Raw genomic sequence first — 17,181 nt, 5'->3', positions numbered from 1 at the left:
CTTTTATGTTTCCGATATACAGCCTGCAATATACAGAGATGCGCATAGAAAAAGACCATTGTTCATGGTCTTTTTCAAAAAGTCTATTCAAGCTCAAGCTGGACGTTTTTTTGCGGGGCGAACGTGGAGATGGCATGTTTATAAATAAGCTGCTGCTTCCCCTCCGTTTCGAGCAAAACGGTAAAGTTGTCAAAGCCTTTTACCTGGCCGCGAAGCTGGAAGCCGTTGAGTAAAAACACCGTGACGAACGTATTGTCTTTTCGGATTTGATTCAAAAACTGATCTTGAATATTAATCGGTTTCATGTTTCGTCCTCCTTGGTTCTCAATACAATACTGTTTCGATTAAATTTCCAGTTTTCCTGCTATGCACTCGAAAATTTCCTTTTTTTTCTGCTCAATATCAACAGGCGGCGTCATATCTGTCCATGAAACGGGCATTTTATTGCGAAACCAGGTCAGCTGGCGTTTCGCATATCGCCTAGAATTTTGTTTTAATTGTTCCACAGCCTGAGGGAGCGGCACTTTTCCATCAAGATATTCATACAGCTCTTTATAGCCGATCGCCTGAATCGATTGGCTGTCCCGTATATTCATATCATACAGCCGCTTTACTTCGTCAAGAAGGCCGGTTTCCAGCATCAGGTCAACGCGCTCGTTAATCCGGCCGTACAGCACTTCTCTGTCCATTGTAAGACCGATAAGAACCGCATTGTAAAGCAGCTCCCGTTTTTGGGTTTTAAGATGCTCTGACATTGTTTTTCCCGATACATGCAAGATTTCGAGCGCGCGGATGACTCTTCGCGTATTGTTATGATGAATGGCCGCCGCCGCTTCCGGGTCGGCTGCCGCAAGCTTGGCATGAAGCGCTTCCGCCCCTTCTTCAGCCGCCAGTTTCTCCATGCGCTCCCGGAATACAGGGTCGCCGGAGTTTTCCGTGAACGTATAGTCATACAGCACGGACTGAATGTACAGACCCGTCCCCCCGACAATCATCGGCAGCTTTCCTCTATCGGCAATCTCGGTGATTTTTCCCCTTACCATTTTCTGATAATCCGCCGTTGAAAAAGTGTCGGACGGCTCCAAAATATCAATCAGGTGATGCGGCACGCCTTCTGTCTCTTCTTCGGTGACTTTGGCCGTTCCGATGTCCATCCCTTTATATACCTGCATGGAATCTCCGCTGATGATTTCCGCATTCAGCATTTTCGCGAGTCCGATGCTTAGTTTTGTTTTTCCGACTGCCGTCGGTCCGACGAGTATGACGACAGGCTGTTTTTTATTTTTCAATATGTATCACTCTCTTTTATAAATCTCCCCCTAATTATAGCATTCATTTCTTCAGGCACCTATCCATTTTGCCCTTTTTCCTGAGCGCTAAACGTCCGCTACCACCCGATCGGCTCGTTTCCGACAACCTCTCTCGTTTTTCCTTTGAGCGTATGGCGGTGCGTTTTCCGTCCTTCCTCCCGCGGATCGTAAACGACGCCGCCGTGCTGGATCTGAATCGGCTCATTGTAGGCGGCAAAGGTGGTCTCTGAAAGCTCATGGTAATGTGTTCCGTCAACCCTCGGGATGGCAGGGCCGGAAATGCCGTAATACCTATGAAAATGGCCGTTTTCAAACGAGGTGATGCCCGTATAGAAATGTGTATGCTCATCTGTATTGCTGCCGTTCTCCGGCTGCGAAAAGCCTTCGATCAAATGGTAATGTCCCTGCACTACATCCGTAACAGCCCGGTATGCGTGTGTGTGCGGAGGTTTTTTTGACCAATCGGACTGATACAGGCCCACAAAAGCTCACTCCTTTATTTTTTTGATAAACGCCCAATCAAAAATTGGTGGGCTGAATACTCTGTTATCATCTCAAATTTATTCTTGGAGGTACCTAAATTATGAATGAAGAATACACATACGAAGCAGATAGTGATATGAGACAGTTTGGACGGCCCGGATTTGGGTTCGGACGGCCGGGATTCGGCTTCGGGCGTCCCGGATTCGGCTTCGGGCGACCGGGTTTTGGTTTTGGCCGGCCTTGGTTTGGCCGCCCTTGGTTTGGCGGGTTCGGACGGCCGTTTGGTTTTTACGGCGGACCGTTTGTCGGAGGGCTTGTCGGGGGGCTTGTCGGAAGCGCTTTGTTCAATCCGTATTTGTACGGAGGTTACGGCTACCCTTACTATCCGTATTACTACTAAGACAATCAAAAAGGGCTCCTTTCAGGGGCCTTTTTATATAGGCCTAATGTCTTGACTTGGCGGGCAAAGTTCGGATATTATTTTATTTTACTGCCTTAAACAAAAGGCATAAGGATTATGATGAGAGGGGGATTTGATATGATTCTGGGTTATATCTTCCTCACAATTGCTATTTTATCAGAGTCAATCGGCGCGGCCATGCTGAAGGTCTCCCGCGGATTTACGCGGTTTTTGCCGAGCGCGCTTGTAGTGGCAGGCTATTCATTGGCCTTTTATATGCTTTCACTGACACTGAATCTCATTCCGCTTAGCTTATCCTATGCAACATGGAGCGGAGCCGGAACAGTGCTCGCATCCATTATCGGAGCGAAATGGTTTCATGAAAAACTGGACAAGCAGGCCGTCATCGGACTCTTTTTCTTATTGGCCGGTGTCATTTTGATGAATTGGTAGAAAGGAGAGGCATGCTGATGAAAGGATTACTTTGCTTGGCATTAGCCATTGTATCAGAAGTGTTCGGGAGCACGATGCTGAAGCTGTCGGACGGTTTTACGCACCTGTGGCCCGCTCTCGGCGTCATTGCCGGAATCGGAGCCTCTTTTATGTTTTTGAGCTTCTCATTGAAAAGCCTTGATTTATCCGCCGCATACGCGACATGGTCAGGTGTCGGCACCGCTTTAACGGCAATTGTCGGCTTTTTTGTTTTTAAGGAGGCCATGACAGTCAAAATGATGATCGGGCTTGTTTTGGTCATCACGGGCGTCATCCTGCTGAACCGTTCCAAGTCTCAAAAAGCTAAAAAAAATCAAACGGCCCGGAGCTGACCGTTTGAACTCGTCAAGCGCGGGCAGCTTTTACTTCAACCTCAAGCTCCATCTCCACGTTTCCTTGGACCGCTCGTGAAATCATACATGAGGACTCCGCTTTTTGCGCTAACTTCCTGGCGAGCGTAAAGTCCGTTTCGGCTGCATCCGGCTTTAATAATATAAACGGACGGTGAATGATTTTCTGGTACGTGAACACACCGTTCGTGACGTCTACAATTCCTTCAGATTCCATATGTAGATCTTCTTTATCCAGGCCGCTTCTTTCCATCATCGCCGCAAGCGTTATAATATAACAGGTAGCGGCCGCTCCAAGCAGCATTTCATCAGGATTTGTGCCTTCTCCGGGTCCGTCCATTTCCTTAGGAATGGACACAGCCGTCTCCAGCCGGCCGCTTTTAATATCGCCGACGTCATTGCGATTTCCGGGCCAATTTGCTTTTAAATAAAAGTGATGTTTTGCCAAGGGACAAACCTCCTTTTTTTCAGTTTACTCATCTTTCACTCGTTTGTCTTTTTTTAAGCTTACGAATACTCTTGATTGATCAGTCTTTTTATCGTACGGACAAACCGGTAAAATTCCTCCGTTTTTGTGAATTCCCTTTCGCGGTAATCAAAATTATCAAAAAACGCTTCCCGCTGTTCTCTGCTGATCTCAAGCTGTATGCTCAGCCCGGTTTGCGCCTGGTTATTGATATTTTCGGTGTCAACCCCGGCCAGACCGGTTTTTGAGGTTGCCAATTCTGCAGAAAATCCGTTTCGTTCGAGAGCTCTCACCAATTTTTTCGCCCGCTTCCGGTCGCTTCCTCCGACAAGAGTATTTTTCTCGTCGCCTTTATAACCGTGAACTGCGATAACATAATGGTGCTGCTTAATGCTTTCGACTGCTGAAGGCTCATCGAACCTGGTGCTCGTAATATGAAGAGTCTGGTTATCATGCGTTTTTAATCCCTCAAACAGATAGGTTGAGTAATCATCTCTGAAAGAGCGGACGATCTCGCTCACCCCGCCCTCAATTCTCCCTCCGTGCGGCGACATGATCAATACGGGGCTCCCCTTTCGCTTATTGTACGATATATGATAATCATCGGGGTCTTCATGTTCAGCCAAATCTTTAAAATCTGTGTATGTATCAGAAGAATTCGAGGGATCAGGGTCTGACGCATAATGAGCACATCTTATTAGTAAGACCATTGCTACGATAATGATGACATTAAGTAAAATTCTTTTCATCAGCTCTCCTTCTTTGCTCCTTTCTGAAAAATGACATGTTCATTATATGGATTTTTGTCAATAGGTCTTATCTTAACATTCTATTAACATTATCATCAGTGAAAAACTTCCCGGTTTCGAAAAATCAATGGATTGTCACGGTTCAAGCGCTCAAATGCCGGGCATCAGTGAAAAAAGGTTGAGAGAGGGCAAAAAAAAAGGGAGGAACGCCCGAATTTTCAGGGGCGGGAGATTCACGGCCGGAAACGGACGGCATCAAGAATACGCTTTTAAAAATGAATATCCGCCTCCCGAAGCAAATGCACAGGACAGAATGGAGCCCGTCAAAAAAGTTCTCATCTGCCTTTTTGTACAGCAAAATGCCGTTACAGCCCGCTCATCCCCTTTTTTTATCATAATGGTCCGTTTTGAAATGGAGCCGTCTTTTTTCATATATATAATATCAATCGGAAGCTGTTTTTCCAAGGAATGTCTCAATATTATGTTCATGTATATACCTCCTTCCGCCGGCTTCATTATAAACGAACAAATGTTCCATTCCAACTCGATTTCTTCTCCTGAAAAAGCCGCAAGTAACCGCGCTCCTGAAGGACAAACAAACTGACCGAACATACGGCCTGTTCATATGGTATAGAGAGAATCGCCAGAATGGGAGGAAAAGTATATATGTTTGGTTACTCAATGGTACAAATGGTGCGGTCAAATGCTCATAAGCTGGACTGGCCGCTCAGAGAAAACGTATTACAGTTATATAAACCTTTCAAATGGACCCCTTGCTTTTTGCACAAGTTTTTCGAAAAAAAGGTGAAAAACAGAAAGAAAATGTCAGTCATCATTGAATTTGAAGAGGGCTGCCATGAATCCGGTTTTCACAGCACAGGACAGGTCTTATCAAAAGAAAAACGCTGCACCATAAAAAAGCAGTTTCAAACAATCAATTGCTGCAGCGCCGAAGTCACTCCGTCCGCCCTTCACATGCTTCTTTCGCAATGCCGGGATATCCGTAAAATCTATTTAAACCGTGAAGTAAAAGCGCTCCTTGATACGGCAGCTGAATCGTCTCATGCAAAAGAAGTGACCCGTAACGTCACCGTATTAACAGGAAAAGGCGTAACCGTCGCCGTTATTGATACCGGAATCTATCAGCATCCCGATTTAGAAGGCAGAGTTATCGGATTTGCGGACTTTGTCAACCAAAAGACAGAACCGTATGATGACAACGGACACGGCACCCATTGCGCCGGTGATATCGCAAGCAGCGGCGCTTCATCTTCCGGTAAATATCAGGGGCCGGCGCCGGAAGCCGATCTGATCGGAGTCAAGGTATTAAACAAATCAGGATCAGGAACCTTGGCTGCTATCATTGAAGGTGTGGAATGGTGCATACAATATAATAAAGAACACACAAAGAATCCGATCAGAATCATCAGCATGTCACTGGGCGGAGATGCGCTCAGATATGATAAAGAAACGGACGACCCGCTCGTCAAGGCCGTTGAAGAGGCATGGAATGAAGGAATCGTCGTCTGCGTCGCCGCGGGCAACTCCGGTCCGGAAGCTCAAACGATTTCAAGCCCCGGTGTCAGCGAGAAGGTCATCACGGTAGGCGCCTATGATGACAATGATACGGCCGGCAATGAGGACGATACGGTCGCTTCATTCTCAAGCCGCGGACCGACGGTGTACGGAAAAGAGAAGCCTGACATTCTTGCGCCCGGGGTCGATATCGTATCTCTCCGTTCTCCGCGTTCATACCTTGACAAATTACAAAAATCAAATCGTGTAGGGTCGTTGTATTTCAGTCTGTCGGGCACGTCCATGGCCACTCCGATCTGTGCGGGCATTGCCGCCTTAATCCTTCAGCAGAACCCGCAGCTTTCGCCTGACGAAGTGAAAACACTGATCAAACAAAGTCCGGATAAGTGGACAAATGAAGATCCGAACATTTACGGAGCGGGCGCAGTAAACGCTGAAAACGCCGTGCCGAAAGAGTAACCTTTTTATCATGAGAACGGAGTCGTCTGCACCTGCAGATGACTCCGTTTTTCAGGTGAACAGATGAAACATTTATAATGAAGAAACTCGGAACGCTTCACAAATCGGCTGTCAGAAAAAAAGATCAATGCAAGGCAGTGTATTTCTAAAAAAATAGGGAATAAGTATGGTGTAGATAAAAGGAGGAATCACAATGGCACTTACAAACACCGAATTGTCTGAATGGCTGCAAAAACAGATCGGACAAACGCTTGATATCAGAAAAGGAGAGCTGACAGACAGCCTAAACGAGATTTCTGATATGGACCAGATCATGCTTCACCTTGATGATGTTCTCGTCCGCCGGACAAACCATCCCGATGACTATGTAGCGGACGAAGAACTCGTCTTAAAAGGGCACGGCACAACCTATACGGAGGAAGGAAATGTCCCGCTTCCCCAAGATGCGTATGAAATCCCTCTGCTCGGTGACATCACCATCCAAAAGGAGCAAGACGGATTAAAGGTACATACAGATCGGGCCGTTTATACAATCGGGACCCGGAAAGAGCAATAAAAAGAAAAAACGCCCTGAATCAGCGGCGTTTTTTTATTGGTTTTTTTCTTCTGAATATCCGTGGAACATCGTGAATGCGCAAAGCATAATGCCTAAAATAATGATAATCGGGAGCCAGATCACGGCAAACTTATAATCCGGTTCAGCGAATGCACCGATGACCGCCCCAAAGCAATACAGCACCAAAGCAAGCGCGCGCAATACAGCATCTCTCGTAAACTGCTTCCGCTTGTCCGCTTTGTAAAACCTTGCGGTGAGATCTTCAAAAAAATTAGCGAGCGTTCCCGTTAATACGGTCGTGGAAATCCCCGCTACACCAAGTTTTCTCGCGGCTGTCGTCTGCATTCCCATTGCGAAGCTGAGCAGCATAATCAGCACATAAACAGAAATGGCATCTGCAAAAAAGCAGGAGAACAAAGCAAACAGCAGCAAAACAGCTCCTTCAATAGCTAAAGCGGCAGTTACCGCAGGGGGCCAGAATGATTTCTTTTTATTGCCCACAAGCAGGGCCGCGGCAATAACGCCGGCAATAAATCCGATTAACGAGGTTAACGATTTGAGTACGGCAAGGTGCCACGAGTTGCCGATCGCCAGGCCGAACAGAACGATGTTCCCCGTCATATTGGCGGTAAAGATATGTCCCAGGCTTAAATAACCGATCACATCCACAATTCCCGCTGTTAAACAAAGAAGTAAAAGTGCAATATTTCGGTATGTAGTCACTGTCAATGTGATCCAATCCTTTCTCATGCTGATTCCAACATATAAGTTTACTCTTTGCCATTTCATATGTCCAGCCGGCGTGCCGCTTTTTCAGAGCATAAAAAAACTCCGGCGAACCGGAGAAGCTACTGAACGATAAATAATACTCTCGTGCCGTCGGAATATCCGCTCATTTGATTTCCAACCCATGAACCGGCCCCGCGGTTATCCGACGGGGTTACATATCTGACATCAGCCCCCGCCCCGCCTTCTGTGCAGACTGCCATGGGCCATTCATCACGGTCAAACCCGGGCTTTGTCGGAATTCCTTTCAACGATTCTTTCCTTCTATTCTCCGCTCCGTTCCGATCAATTGTACAAATCTCAGAATGACCTGCCGAAATGGCGTCTTTTATATGATTTCCCGTCTCCGGATATTTTGACAGCGGGAAATACAGCACCTGATCGTATCGGGATGCGGCACGAGCAGCACTGTCCGAATGGATGCCGGCGCCTGTAAGGCCGAACTGAAGAGAGATCACCAAAAGCAGACTTGCCGCCCATTTCATAAACGCATTCATTCACATCCTCCTTAAGAAGTTGATATGAAGCGTAAATATGTATATTAGCCGGATTTAACACACATGATGAAATGGAAAAAAAAGTTTGCTGTTTTGTTGATAATCAACGAAAATGGCGGCTTTACGATTTGTCTATTGAACCGGCTTCTGTTTCCTTATATATTTTAGACATACTTATGAGCCGTTGTGATCAGTGTCTTCGGCAGATAAAAGGAGGAATGCCGTCCGGTCGGCAGGCACCGGCTGTTTGTTATGTCTTTTCAAAAACATGAAGGCGGGGAAATCCAGATGGAAAAAACAATGTTTCACCCACACTCACCCGAGTTTCACGAAAACCCTTTTGCGGTTTTAAGCAGATTCAGAGAGCAGGACCCCATACATAAATTCGAACTGCAGCGTTTCGGAGGCACCTTTCCGGCTTGGCTCATCACGCGTTATGATGATTGTATGGCGTTTTTAAAAGACGGCAGAATTACGAGAGATGTAAAACGGGTCATGCCGAAGGAGCTGATCGCGAAGCTGAATGTCAGTGAAGATATCGATTTTGTCTCAGAGCATATGCTGGCAAAAGACCCTCCGGATCATTCACGTCTCCGCTCTTTGGTGCATCAGGGGTTCACTCCCCGGATGATTGAGCAGCTTCGCACCGGGATAGAGCAGATCACAGAAGAGCTGCTGGATGAAATGGAAACAAAAGCAGACCCTGATATCATGAGAGATTTCGCCGCACCGCTTCCGTTTATCGTCATTTCCGAACTGCTCGGGATTCCGAAAGAGGACCGCGCCAAATTTCAAGTGTGGACAAACGCAATGGTCGACACGTCAGAAAGCGGACAAGATGCGACTAACCAGGCTCTCAAAGAATTTAAACAATATATGAAAACACTGATCGAAGAAAAAAGAAAACATCCGGGTGAAGACTTGACGAGCAAGCTTATTTACGCTGATGAGGACGGCCAAAAGCTGAGTGAATCAGAGCTGTATTCCATGCTGTTTTTGTTAGTCGTTGCCGGGCTTGAAACAACGGTTAACCTTCTCGGCTCCGGCACCCTGGCGCTTCTTCTGCACAAAGACCAGATGGAGAAGATAAAGCGGCAGCCCGAAAATATCCAGACGGCGGTCGAAGAGCTTTTGCGTTATACCTCTCCCGTCATCATGATGGCGAATCGATGGGCGATTGAAGATTTCACTTATAAAGATGTTTCCATTAAAAAAGGCGATATGATATTTATCGGCATCGGTTCAGCCAATCGGGACCCGGAATATTTCGATGATCCTGATACATTAAATATAGCGAGAACACCGAACCGTCATATCTCTTTTGGATTCGGCATTCATTTTTGTCTCGGGGCTCCGCTCGCCCGGATGGAAGCATCCATTGCCTTTACTGCGCTTTTAAAACGGTTTCCGAATATAGAGCTGAAAGGCGCGCCCGAGGATGTAACATGGAGAAAAAATGTGTTTTTGAGAGGGCTTGAAACATTTCCTGTCAGATTTTAACATCGCCCCCCCTGTTTATCGGGGGTTTTTTTAATGTCTTATAAACAGAAATCAATACGACAATGAAAATTTAGTACATAGTAAATTTAGTTCTATATGGATAAAAAAAGCGGCCGGATTGCTCCGGCCGTTCTCTATTACCGTTTTACCAACTCATTTGTTTCGTCCAGCTTTTTTCTGAAAGATTTAAGGAAATTTGCGCTTATCGTTCCTTTGTTTGCGTACAGTTTTTCGCAGAATGCTTTAATGGCGTTTTGCGGCTTTGGTTCCGACAGCATTGTGACATGATTGGAAGAGTGAACGTCCAACAGGTGAAACTGTTTCATCTGGCGTTCCCATTCTTTCCAATACGCATCATGGTCTAACGGAATTTGTTCTTCCTCTGCTGTCAGATAACGTTCAAGATGTCCGAGGAACAAACCGCTTTTATTACGGAAGTAGTAGCATTGCAGCGCTTCCGGATGAGGCAGCGGCTTCATGTCATACTCTTCCATTCCGTAAGCGAGCTGCGTCTTCATCATTTGCTCCAGCTGCATCCGGATCGCTTCTTCGGATTTTGGCAGACCGCGCTTTTTGGCAAGGCCGATCAATTCTTTCAATACTTCTTCTTCCTCAGCCTGGACGGTAATGTCTTCTCTGCTGATTAATGCCTCTTCAAGGTTTTCAGGCTTAAGATATGCTGTAAGCATCGTATTGATCGTTTGCAGCATGACTGACTTAACAGATGGTTTTCTTTCTTTCCATTTTTCACTGTACGGGGTGTCGATCATGACGGCGCTTTTTACCGTATGACCTTCCTCCTGCAAGAGGCGCGCGGTTTCATATGCAAGCATGCCGCCCAAGGAATATCCGCCGAGGTCATAAGGGCCTTTCGGCTGTACCGCTTGGATGATTCTCATATAAGAAGCGGCCGTCTCTTCGATTCCTTGCAGCGGCTCTTTCCCTGTCAAACCTCTTGCCTGGATGCCGTAAAAAGGTCGCTGACTCTTTTTGGCGAATGGCTGGTATGCTTCCACGCCTCCCGTTCCGCCGTGAAACCAAAAAACAGGACGGCCTTTTTCTCTTTCATTCAGCTTGACGAGTTCGGGAAAATTCCGGCCCGTCTCCTGCGGTTGGTTCGTTTTTAACAGCATGCAGATCTCCTGAAGAGTGCTGCATTTCTGAAGAGCCTCCAGACTGATGCGGCTGTCTCCGTCCTCAAGTTTCTTCAACAGCTGAATAGAGGAGATTGAATCGAAGCCGTATTCAGTCAGCGGCTTATTTTGATCAATTTCCGCTGCCTTCATCCCCAAAATGTCTGCCACAATGTCAGCCGCGCTCTCGCAGCGGATCTGAGGATTCTGTGAAACCGGTGCAAGGCTGATGGCTTCTGGCTGACCGCCGTTCCAATACTTATGGTTTTCAAAAGGATATGTCGGAAGCGGCACTCTTTGAACAGATTTGCCTTGGTGGAGTCTGTCCCACGGTATATCCGCACCTTTCACCCAGCAAAATGCAAGTTTTTCGAGATTGTTTTCAGCCAACAGCGTCTCCGTGACGACTGTACCGAGAGTCCCTTCCAGTAAAACGCCGATATCTCCTGATCCAGTCTGCTGACTGCCTGTAAAGAAGCTTTTCATTCCATTGCCTTCTTCGGAAAATGCTCTGTACTCTTTCAGTTTTTCCAGCAATTCATCTTGATTGCGGGCAACGAGTGCCAGGCGGCAGTTCATCGCCTCACGGCCGGTCTGAAGCGTATAAGCAATATCCCGCAATGACAGAGTATCTCCAGTTTGCACAAAATCAGCCAGCTGACTTGCGACCGCCTTAAGACGCCCTTCGCTCTTAGCAGAAAGCACGATAAGCTGCGGTTCATGCACAGATTCTTTGTCTTTATGGCTCGGGCTGTACTGTTCCAAGACGACATGCGCATTCATGCCGCCGAAGCCATAGCTGTTAATTGCGGCCCGGCGCGGGATCGGTCTGCCCGTATGGTCGGTGAGCTGTGTCCATTCCTGATTGTCTTCGGTGAAACGGAAGCGGCTTTTCTGAATGGCCATTTGCTCATTTGCAGCTGTAAATCCGGGAATACCCGGGATGGTATGATGCTTCATGGCCATCGCCACTTTTATAAGGGCGGCCAGTCCGGAAGCGAGTTCGCCGTGCCCGATGCAAGGTTTCACGGTACTGATATAACAAGGCGCGCTTTCCTCTTGATTTGCAGACTCGCCGTAACCCGCTTTGATTGCATTAAACTCCAGCGCATCTGCCATTTCGGAGGCAATGCCGTGCGCTTCAATATAAGTGACAGTTTGCGGATCAACATCGGTGTCTTCGTACGCTTTTTTCATCGCGGTCTTCATTCCCGCCGGATTCGGTGCGTGAAGCGACATGCCTTTACCGCCGTGAGACACTCCTGTTCCTTTAATGACCATGTGAATATGATCGCCGTCTTCAATTGCCGCCTCAAGCGGTTTGATGATGATAACGCCCGCCCCTTCGCTTCTGACAAAGCCATCGGCATCTTTTTGGAACGATTTCGCCCGGCCGTTTTTGCTTAAATATCCCATTGAGTCAAAACCGATAAAGCCCTTCGGCGACTGCAGAATATTGGCGGCGCCCACGACAGCCTGCTCACATTCGTTATGACGGATTGATTGAACCGCCCTGTGCAATGCCACCAGGGTTGACGTGCAGGCAGCCTCGTAATATTCACTCGGTCCTTGTAAATTCAAGGCATATGATATTCTGTTCGGAATGATGGACGGGATGGCTGTTCCATTGTTCGGATCGCTGTTGCCCGCGGCAACGAAAACGCCTGTCGGTCTGCTTGATAACGCCTTATTTGTCAGGCCCGCATCCTCCATTGCTTTCCATGTATGCATCAAAAGCAGAAACTGCTCCGGCCCCATTTGTGATGCCTCTTTAGGGGAAATTCCGAAAAAGAGCGGGTCAAATTCGCCGACACCGTCAATAAAACCGCCCCATCTGAGACTCGTGTCATTCTCATCACCGGCGTAACGGCGCCAGTCCCAGCGGTCCGCCGGAATTTCGGTAATACAGTGATCCCCGTTTACGATGTGCTCCCAAAAAGACTGGATATCCGGGGATTGCGGAAACTGAGCTGACATACCGATAATCGCGATTCCTTGCTTGACATCGGCGTTATCACAAGGCGTATGCTGTTTCCTCGGTAAAGTGCGCTCTTCTGTTTCCGTGACCCTGGCCTCTTCTGAATGCTTATGATCGGCAAGCAATTGAGAAAACTTGCTCTCATATGCTGACGCGAAGTGGCGGGTCAGCTCCTCCGCGGTCGGATACTCGAAAAACAATGTTGGATTCACATCGATGTCCGCCTCTTGTCCGATCTCTTTTGTCAGCCCGATCAGGCTTGCTGAATCAAGTCCCAATTCCATGATATTCGCGTCAGAACGAAGAGATGGCCCGGGTTCATCCATCATCTTGGCGAGCTTGCCAAGGACGTAGCTGCGGATATCATCTGTCAGACTGCCGGCAGAAATCGGTGCTCCCGCATTCTTAACAGCCGTTCGGGCCGGCTGATTCATCTGTTCGGTTTTCGGGCGGAACCGTTTCAGGGCATAGCCTTCAAAACGCATCACCACTTCCGATCGGCTGCTGATGACATCTGCGTTAATCAGAATCATTTCCCCCGTTTGTTTGGTCAGCTTGATGTGCAGCCAGCAATCGATAAGATCTTCAGGGCTGCTGAAGGTGACGGAATTAATGCCGAACGGCAGATAGCTTTCCGCCTCCGTTTGATCCAATAAAGAAAGTGAGGCCAAGTAAGCACTGTTGGCGATGAACGGATTTACGGCATAATGATGCGCTTGTTGTGAGTCGCTATTGTTCAGGTTCACTTTCGCTAAAACGGCATCAGAGCCTTTGTACAGGCGGGTAATCGTTTTAAATTCTTCTCCCCACACGACGGGTCCCGTTCCGTCTCCGTATAACTCATCTATCCGGCCCACTTCCCGGTAAGAGCGCTGAATGGCCGCCAGATCCGCGTGCTGCTTTTGAAACGGATAGGGGCTGCACTCGGCATACGCCGCTATGCTCCAATCAGGAGACGTGCGGCTGCGGTGCATTATGCTCAGTTCAAATCCATCCCCGTTTTGTTTCGATTCTGTTTTCAGCTCGATGCGATCGCCTTTTTTTACGGTAATGGGGCTGACGTAATTCAGTTTTTTAATTTGTCCTCCTTCCGCTTCAGGAAAAAGATCACAAAAATGATCGACTGCCAGACTGTTATATGTAGCGCCGACGAGTACCGGTTCTCCGCTGAATTGATGCCCTTTCACGTATGGATCGTCATCACTGTATACCGCCTGAACGCCGGCAGCGTTTTCTGATTCACTGAATTGAAAAGAAGTCCCGTGGTCAAAAGCGTAGGCCGGCAGATGAACGGCGTGCTCTTGCTGCAACTGATCAAACGCGATATTCTCTCCTTTTTCCCATTGCCGCGCACGCCGGCCAATATCAGATTCAGAGAAATTGAGATTCCGCTGATCCATGCGGTAAGCGGCCAGCTTTTCCAGCAGTTCCTGAACGGAAGCAGCCGTAAATGCCGCCCGATACTCCGAATGATGCGTTCTTTTTTGCAGCGCGGATGCGATGGCGGCCGGATGAAGAGATGGCGTCTTTTCTAAAAAGGCCGCCAGTCTGTCAAGATAGGCTTCAAAACTCCATTTTGTTTTCGCTGACACAGGGAAAATATATTCCTCATCGCCGTGACGGGCCTGATCGGAATTCGGGCTGATATATTCTTCTACGATGAGATTTGCATATGCCCCGCCTGCCCCGAAGGAATTAATCATGCTTCTCCGCGGGATGATGTCCCCCGTTTCGGCATCCCTCATACGCTCCCAATACTCGGTTTTTTCCTGCAGGTGAAAAGCCGTTTGTTCAAGGTTGATATTCGGATTTTGCGGTTTTGCGTTAATCGTCGGGACTAATGTTTCCCGCTCCATTTGCAGCAGCACTTTCGCGAGCTGGGACATGCCGGAAGCCGCCTCTAAATGACCGAGATTTGACTTGACGGATCCAAGCGCGCAAAAACGTTTTTTATCAGTATATTGCGCGAACGCATTTGTCAGGGCAATGACCTCAATCGGATCTCCCAATACAGAGCCGTTTGCCGCTGATTCAACATAACTGATTGTTTCCGGATTGATTCCGGCCTTGTCGATGGAAGCCGCCATGAGCTTCGCCTGCTGTTTCGGATCCGGAGCCGTGTACATCTGCCTTCCGCCGCTATGGCACAACGCGCTGCTTTTAATGACCCCGTAAATATGGTCTTTGTCGGCAAGCGCTTTGGAGAGCGGCTTCAAGAGCACCGCCCCGACTCCTTCTCCCGGCATCAGGCCCGTGCCGGTTCCGAAGCTTTTGCTTTCACTTCCCTGTTCAAGCAAATTCGCCCGTTCGAGCGCATCATATTTAGACGGTTCAAGCGTGAGATTGACCCCTCCGGCAATCGCCATGGAACAGCTGTTAAGCTTCAGGCTTTCACAGGCGAGATGAATGGCGCTCAGTGAGCTGGAGCATGCGGTCGTAACGCCCATGCTCGGGCCTGTTAAATTGAAAAAGTGGGAAATGCGGTTGGCGATATGCCAATCCCCTCCGTTAGAGCTGAGCGCAGCTTTTTCCAATGACGGGATATTCCAGAAATATTGATTGTACATACTGCCCATAAATACACCGATGCCGCTGTCTGATTCCTGCCATTCGTTTACTCTTTCTAACGAGTAGCCTCCGTTTTCAAATGTTTCCCATACGGTTTCAAGGCTTAGACGGAGCTCAGGCGTCATCTCCATCACATGGTCTTCCCGGATGTCAAACAAGTGATGGTCAAAAGCGTCAATATGCTGCAGAAATCCGCCGTACCGTGTTTTGTGTTCTTCTTTTCGTGTTTCTTTTGCCATCGTTTTCAGAAGACCGGACTTCCATCTGTTTTCCGGAGCTTTCGTAATACAGCTGTCTCCGGCTTTTAAATGCTCCCACAGCTCATCGAGGGTTTCAGACTCGGGATAGCGGCCGCTGATGCCAATAATGGCAATGTCGTCACGATCAGAACGATTAACGGTGACGGTTTCTGTTTCCGGCTTTGGCGCTTTTGGCTCTTTTTGTTCAGTGATAAACCGCCGCGTTTCCGTGACAAGCGGCACCGGTTCATTCATTGCAGGTTCCGGATGCTTTGTTTCAGGAGGCGCTTGTTCGGCTCCGAATGCCTGTTGCAGCTTATCCGGGTAAGTTTCCAGCAAATACTCGGCAAGTTCTTTCGTATTCGTGTGTTCAAATAAGACCGTTTTCGGCAGCTCGCCCGTCAATGTTTCCAGTTCACGGATAAAATTCACCTGCAAAATGGAGTCGATGCCGTATTTTTCAAAGCTCGTCTCAGGCTGAATGCGCTCGGGAGCAAGCTTTATGGACTTGGCTAACGTTTCTTTTATGAATTGCACAGTCCGGTCTGTGACTGAGAAAGACGGTTCTGTGAAATCAGCCTGCTCTTTGGAAGCCGCAGTTTCTTCAACCGCCTGCGCGTCCGGCTGCTTTTGCCTGATGACGCCGTCGCTTTCTGCCGCCACGATCTGCTGGCCGAGGTGATGTGACGATTCCGCCATAAATGTAACGTACCGATATCCCTCGCTTTCCAGCGCAGACTGCCACGCTTCAGGATACAGCCCCGGGCATCCGGGAATGCGCAGTTTGGCGTCTTCATACAGCCACCAGCCTTCCAAAAGACCGAATGTCAGATGAGAATAAACCGAATGGCTGCTAATCTCATTTAATAGCAAAATCCCATTCTTTTTAAGCACCGCTTTGGCATTGCGAAGTGTCCGCCGAATATTTTTTGTCGCGTGAAGCACATTTGCCGCAATTACCGCGTCATATGCGCCCGCCTCTATACCCTGCAAAGCCGGGGGCTCTTCCACATTAAACCGCTTATAAGTCAAATACGGATTGTCGGGACCGTATTCTTTTTCAGCATGCATGAAAAAGGCCTTTGACAGATCGGTGTAGCAATATTCTTTCACATGATGTTTGTACTCTTTTAATCTTTTGAACACGGCCGCGCTCGTCCCGCCCGTCCCCGCTCCGATCTCTAATATCCGGATTTCCGCGTTCGGGTCTTCTTTCAGGCGTTCTTCAATGAAAGCCGTCAATGTGTCAGCGAGCACCTCATTAAAGTAGTCTGCCGTTTCATTGTTTTTATAGATTCCTTCCACCAATTCCATTGAGGAATCAGGAAACAGAACATCAGTGGCAGAAACTCTGCCGGATAAAATATCCGGCAAAGCTCTGAGAGCGGTCTCCACTAAGGTGATCATCGCCTGTTTGCTGCTGTCCTTGAGTAAAGGAGCTTTCTTTTCATCCCATTCTTGCCACAGAACGTCCGCACGCTCTATCGGACCCGTTAACACATACGTACTGCCTGACTGTTTCAAAAAGCCTTTTTGCACCAAGATGGAGATGCTTTCTTCCAGCCACCTGCCGTAAAACCCCTGCATGACAGGCTGCGTTTCGTTTTCCGTAAAAAATCCGACAGATTTCAGCTGGCCTGCCAATAGTTTGTAAAGAAGATCTTCAGTGTTTTGCAAAG

At 48.0% G+C, this 17,181-nt stretch carries 15 protein-coding genes; 6 read left to right on the top strand and 9 right to left on the bottom strand.

What is annotated here, in order from left to right; translation table 11 throughout:
- Positions 1–83: 83 nt before the first annotated feature.
- From hfq to BR62_RS0116450, 3 genes are all read right to left on the bottom strand, one after another.
- Positions 84–305, bottom strand: coding sequence for an RNA chaperone Hfq (gene hfq, locus BR62_RS0116460; RefSeq protein WP_003154064.1), 222 nt, complete (start codon positions 303–305; stop codon positions 84–86).
- Between the two features lie 39 nt (positions 306–344).
- A complete protein-coding gene (gene miaA, locus BR62_RS0116455) occupies positions 345–1,289 on the bottom strand; it encodes a tRNA (adenosine(37)-N6)-dimethylallyltransferase MiaA (protein ID WP_032871538.1) in 945 nt (314 codons plus the stop codon).
- A 98-nt stretch (positions 1,290–1,387) separates the two neighbouring features.
- On the bottom strand, positions 1,388–1,792 hold the full coding sequence (locus BR62_RS0116450; protein ID WP_014417831.1) for a YmaF family protein: 405 nt from the start codon (positions 1,790–1,792) through the stop codon (positions 1,388–1,390).
- 137 nt (positions 1,793–1,929) lie between these two features.
- Between BR62_RS0116450 and BR62_RS0116445 the strand changes: the two genes are divergently transcribed.
- The 3 genes from BR62_RS0116445 (at position 1,930) to erbB (ending at position 3,017) form a co-directional block, all read left to right on the top strand.
- A complete protein-coding gene (locus BR62_RS0116445; RefSeq protein ID WP_395940036.1) occupies positions 1,930–2,193 on the top strand; it encodes a hypothetical protein in 264 nt (87 codons plus the stop codon).
- A gap of 138 nt (positions 2,194–2,331) precedes the next feature.
- Positions 2,332–2,646: an SMR family multidrug efflux transporter EbrA gene (gene erbA / locus BR62_RS0116440; RefSeq protein WP_007410378.1), complete on the top strand. Its 315-nt coding sequence runs from the start codon at positions 2,332–2,334 to the stop codon at positions 2,644–2,646.
- Between the two features lie 17 nt (positions 2,647–2,663).
- Positions 2,664–3,017: an SMR family multidrug efflux transporter EbrB gene (gene erbB / locus BR62_RS0116435; RefSeq protein WP_007410379.1), complete on the top strand. Its 354-nt coding sequence runs from the start codon at positions 2,664–2,666 to the stop codon at positions 3,015–3,017.
- A gap of 13 nt (positions 3,018–3,030) precedes the next feature.
- Here the strand turns inward: erbB and BR62_RS0116430 are convergent, their stop codons facing one another.
- The 3 genes from BR62_RS0116430 to BR62_RS19360 all read right to left on the bottom strand — a co-directional run bounded on the left by BR62_RS0116430 (position 3,031) and on the right by BR62_RS19360 (position 4,739).
- Entirely contained in the window at positions 3,031–3,483 is a 453-nt protein-coding gene (locus BR62_RS0116430; protein WP_014305039.1) for an OsmC family protein, read from the bottom strand.
- A 59-nt stretch (positions 3,484–3,542) separates the two neighbouring features.
- Entirely contained in the window at positions 3,543–4,250 is a 708-nt protein-coding gene (locus tag BR62_RS0116425; RefSeq protein WP_032871536.1) for a poly-gamma-glutamate hydrolase family protein, read from the bottom strand.
- Positions 4,251–4,505: 255 nt separating this feature from the next.
- On the bottom strand, positions 4,506–4,739 hold the full coding sequence (locus tag BR62_RS19360) for a hypothetical protein (RefSeq protein ID WP_015239897.1): 234 nt from the start codon (positions 4,737–4,739) through the stop codon (positions 4,506–4,508).
- Between the two features lie 177 nt (positions 4,740–4,916).
- On the opposite strand from BR62_RS19360, the gene BR62_RS0116415 reads away from it, so the two are divergent.
- The gene (locus BR62_RS0116415; RefSeq protein ID WP_032871534.1) at positions 4,917–6,245 is read left to right on the top strand and encodes a S8 family peptidase; all 1,329 of its coding nucleotides are present in this window, start codon (positions 4,917–4,919) and stop codon (positions 6,243–6,245) included.
- 193 nt (positions 6,246–6,438) lie between these two features.
- Entirely contained in the window at positions 6,439–6,801 is a 363-nt protein-coding gene (locus tag BR62_RS0116410; protein ID WP_032871533.1) for a protein YmzB, read from the top strand.
- Between the two features lie 33 nt (positions 6,802–6,834).
- Here the strand turns inward: BR62_RS0116410 and BR62_RS0116405 are convergent, their stop codons facing one another.
- The gene (locus tag BR62_RS0116405) at positions 6,835–7,590 is read right to left on the bottom strand and encodes a YoaK family protein (RefSeq protein ID WP_003154084.1); all 756 of its coding nucleotides are present in this window, start codon (positions 7,588–7,590) and stop codon (positions 6,835–6,837) included.
- Between the two features lie 59 nt (positions 7,591–7,649).
- Complete coding sequence (locus tag BR62_RS0116400; protein WP_032871531.1) at positions 7,650–8,084, bottom strand: NucA/NucB deoxyribonuclease domain-containing protein; 435 nt, start codon at positions 8,082–8,084, stop codon at positions 7,650–7,652.
- Positions 8,085–8,372: 288 nt separating this feature from the next.
- Here BR62_RS0116400 and BR62_RS0116395 point away from each other — a divergent pair, with 288 nt between their 5' ends.
- The gene (locus tag BR62_RS0116395; RefSeq protein ID WP_032871634.1) at positions 8,373–9,584 is read left to right on the top strand and encodes a cytochrome P450 family protein; all 1,212 of its coding nucleotides are present in this window, start codon (positions 8,373–8,375) and stop codon (positions 9,582–9,584) included.
- 137 nt (positions 9,585–9,721) lie between these two features.
- Here BR62_RS0116395 and BR62_RS0116390 read toward each other — a convergent pair whose 3' ends face one another.
- Positions 9,722–17,179, bottom strand: a complete 7,458-nt coding sequence (locus BR62_RS0116390; RefSeq protein WP_032871530.1) for a beta-ketoacyl synthase N-terminal-like domain-containing protein — start codon at positions 17,177–17,179, stop codon at positions 9,722–9,724.
- Positions 17,180–17,181: the final 2 nt, after the last annotated feature.

The sequence above is a fragment of the Bacillus sp. UNC69MF genome, assembly GCF_000746035.1.
GTDB lineage: Bacteria > Bacillota > Bacilli > Bacillales > Bacillaceae > Bacillus > Bacillus velezensis.
Note: the sequence above shows the minus strand (reverse complement) of the source record. Positions and strands in the feature narration are given on the sequence as shown.

Coding starts and splice junctions, on each gene's coding strand:
- hfq (WP_003154064.1), bottom strand. CDS start 305: ATGAAACCGATTAATATTCAAGATCAGTTTTTGAATCAAATCCGAAAA.
- BR62_RS0116445 (WP_395940036.1), top strand. CDS start 1,930: ATGAGACAGTTTGGACGGCCCGGATTTGGGTTCGGACGGCCGGGATTC.
- erbA (WP_007410378.1), top strand. CDS start 2,332: ATGATTCTGGGTTATATCTTCCTCACAATTGCTATTTTATCAGAGTCA.
- erbB (WP_007410379.1), top strand. CDS start 2,664: ATGAAAGGATTACTTTGCTTGGCATTAGCCATTGTATCAGAAGTGTTC.
- BR62_RS0116425 (WP_032871536.1), bottom strand. CDS start 4,250: ATGAAAAGAATTTTACTTAATGTCATCATTATCGTAGCAATGGTCTTA.
- BR62_RS19360 (WP_015239897.1), bottom strand. CDS start 4,739: ATGAACATAATATTGAGACATTCCTTGGAAAAACAGCTTCCGATTGAT.
- BR62_RS0116415 (WP_032871534.1), top strand. CDS start 4,917: ATGTTTGGTTACTCAATGGTACAAATGGTGCGGTCAAATGCTCATAAG.
- BR62_RS0116410 (WP_032871533.1), top strand. CDS start 6,439: ATGGCACTTACAAACACCGAATTGTCTGAATGGCTGCAAAAACAGATC.
- BR62_RS0116405 (WP_003154084.1), bottom strand. CDS start 7,590: ATGAAATGGCAAAGAGTAAACTTATATGTTGGAATCAGCATGAGAAAG.
- BR62_RS0116400 (WP_032871531.1), bottom strand. CDS start 8,084: ATGAATGCGTTTATGAAATGGGCGGCAAGTCTGCTTTTGGTGATCTCT.
- BR62_RS0116395 (WP_032871634.1), top strand. CDS start 8,373: ATGGAAAAAACAATGTTTCACCCACACTCACCCGAGTTTCACGAAAAC.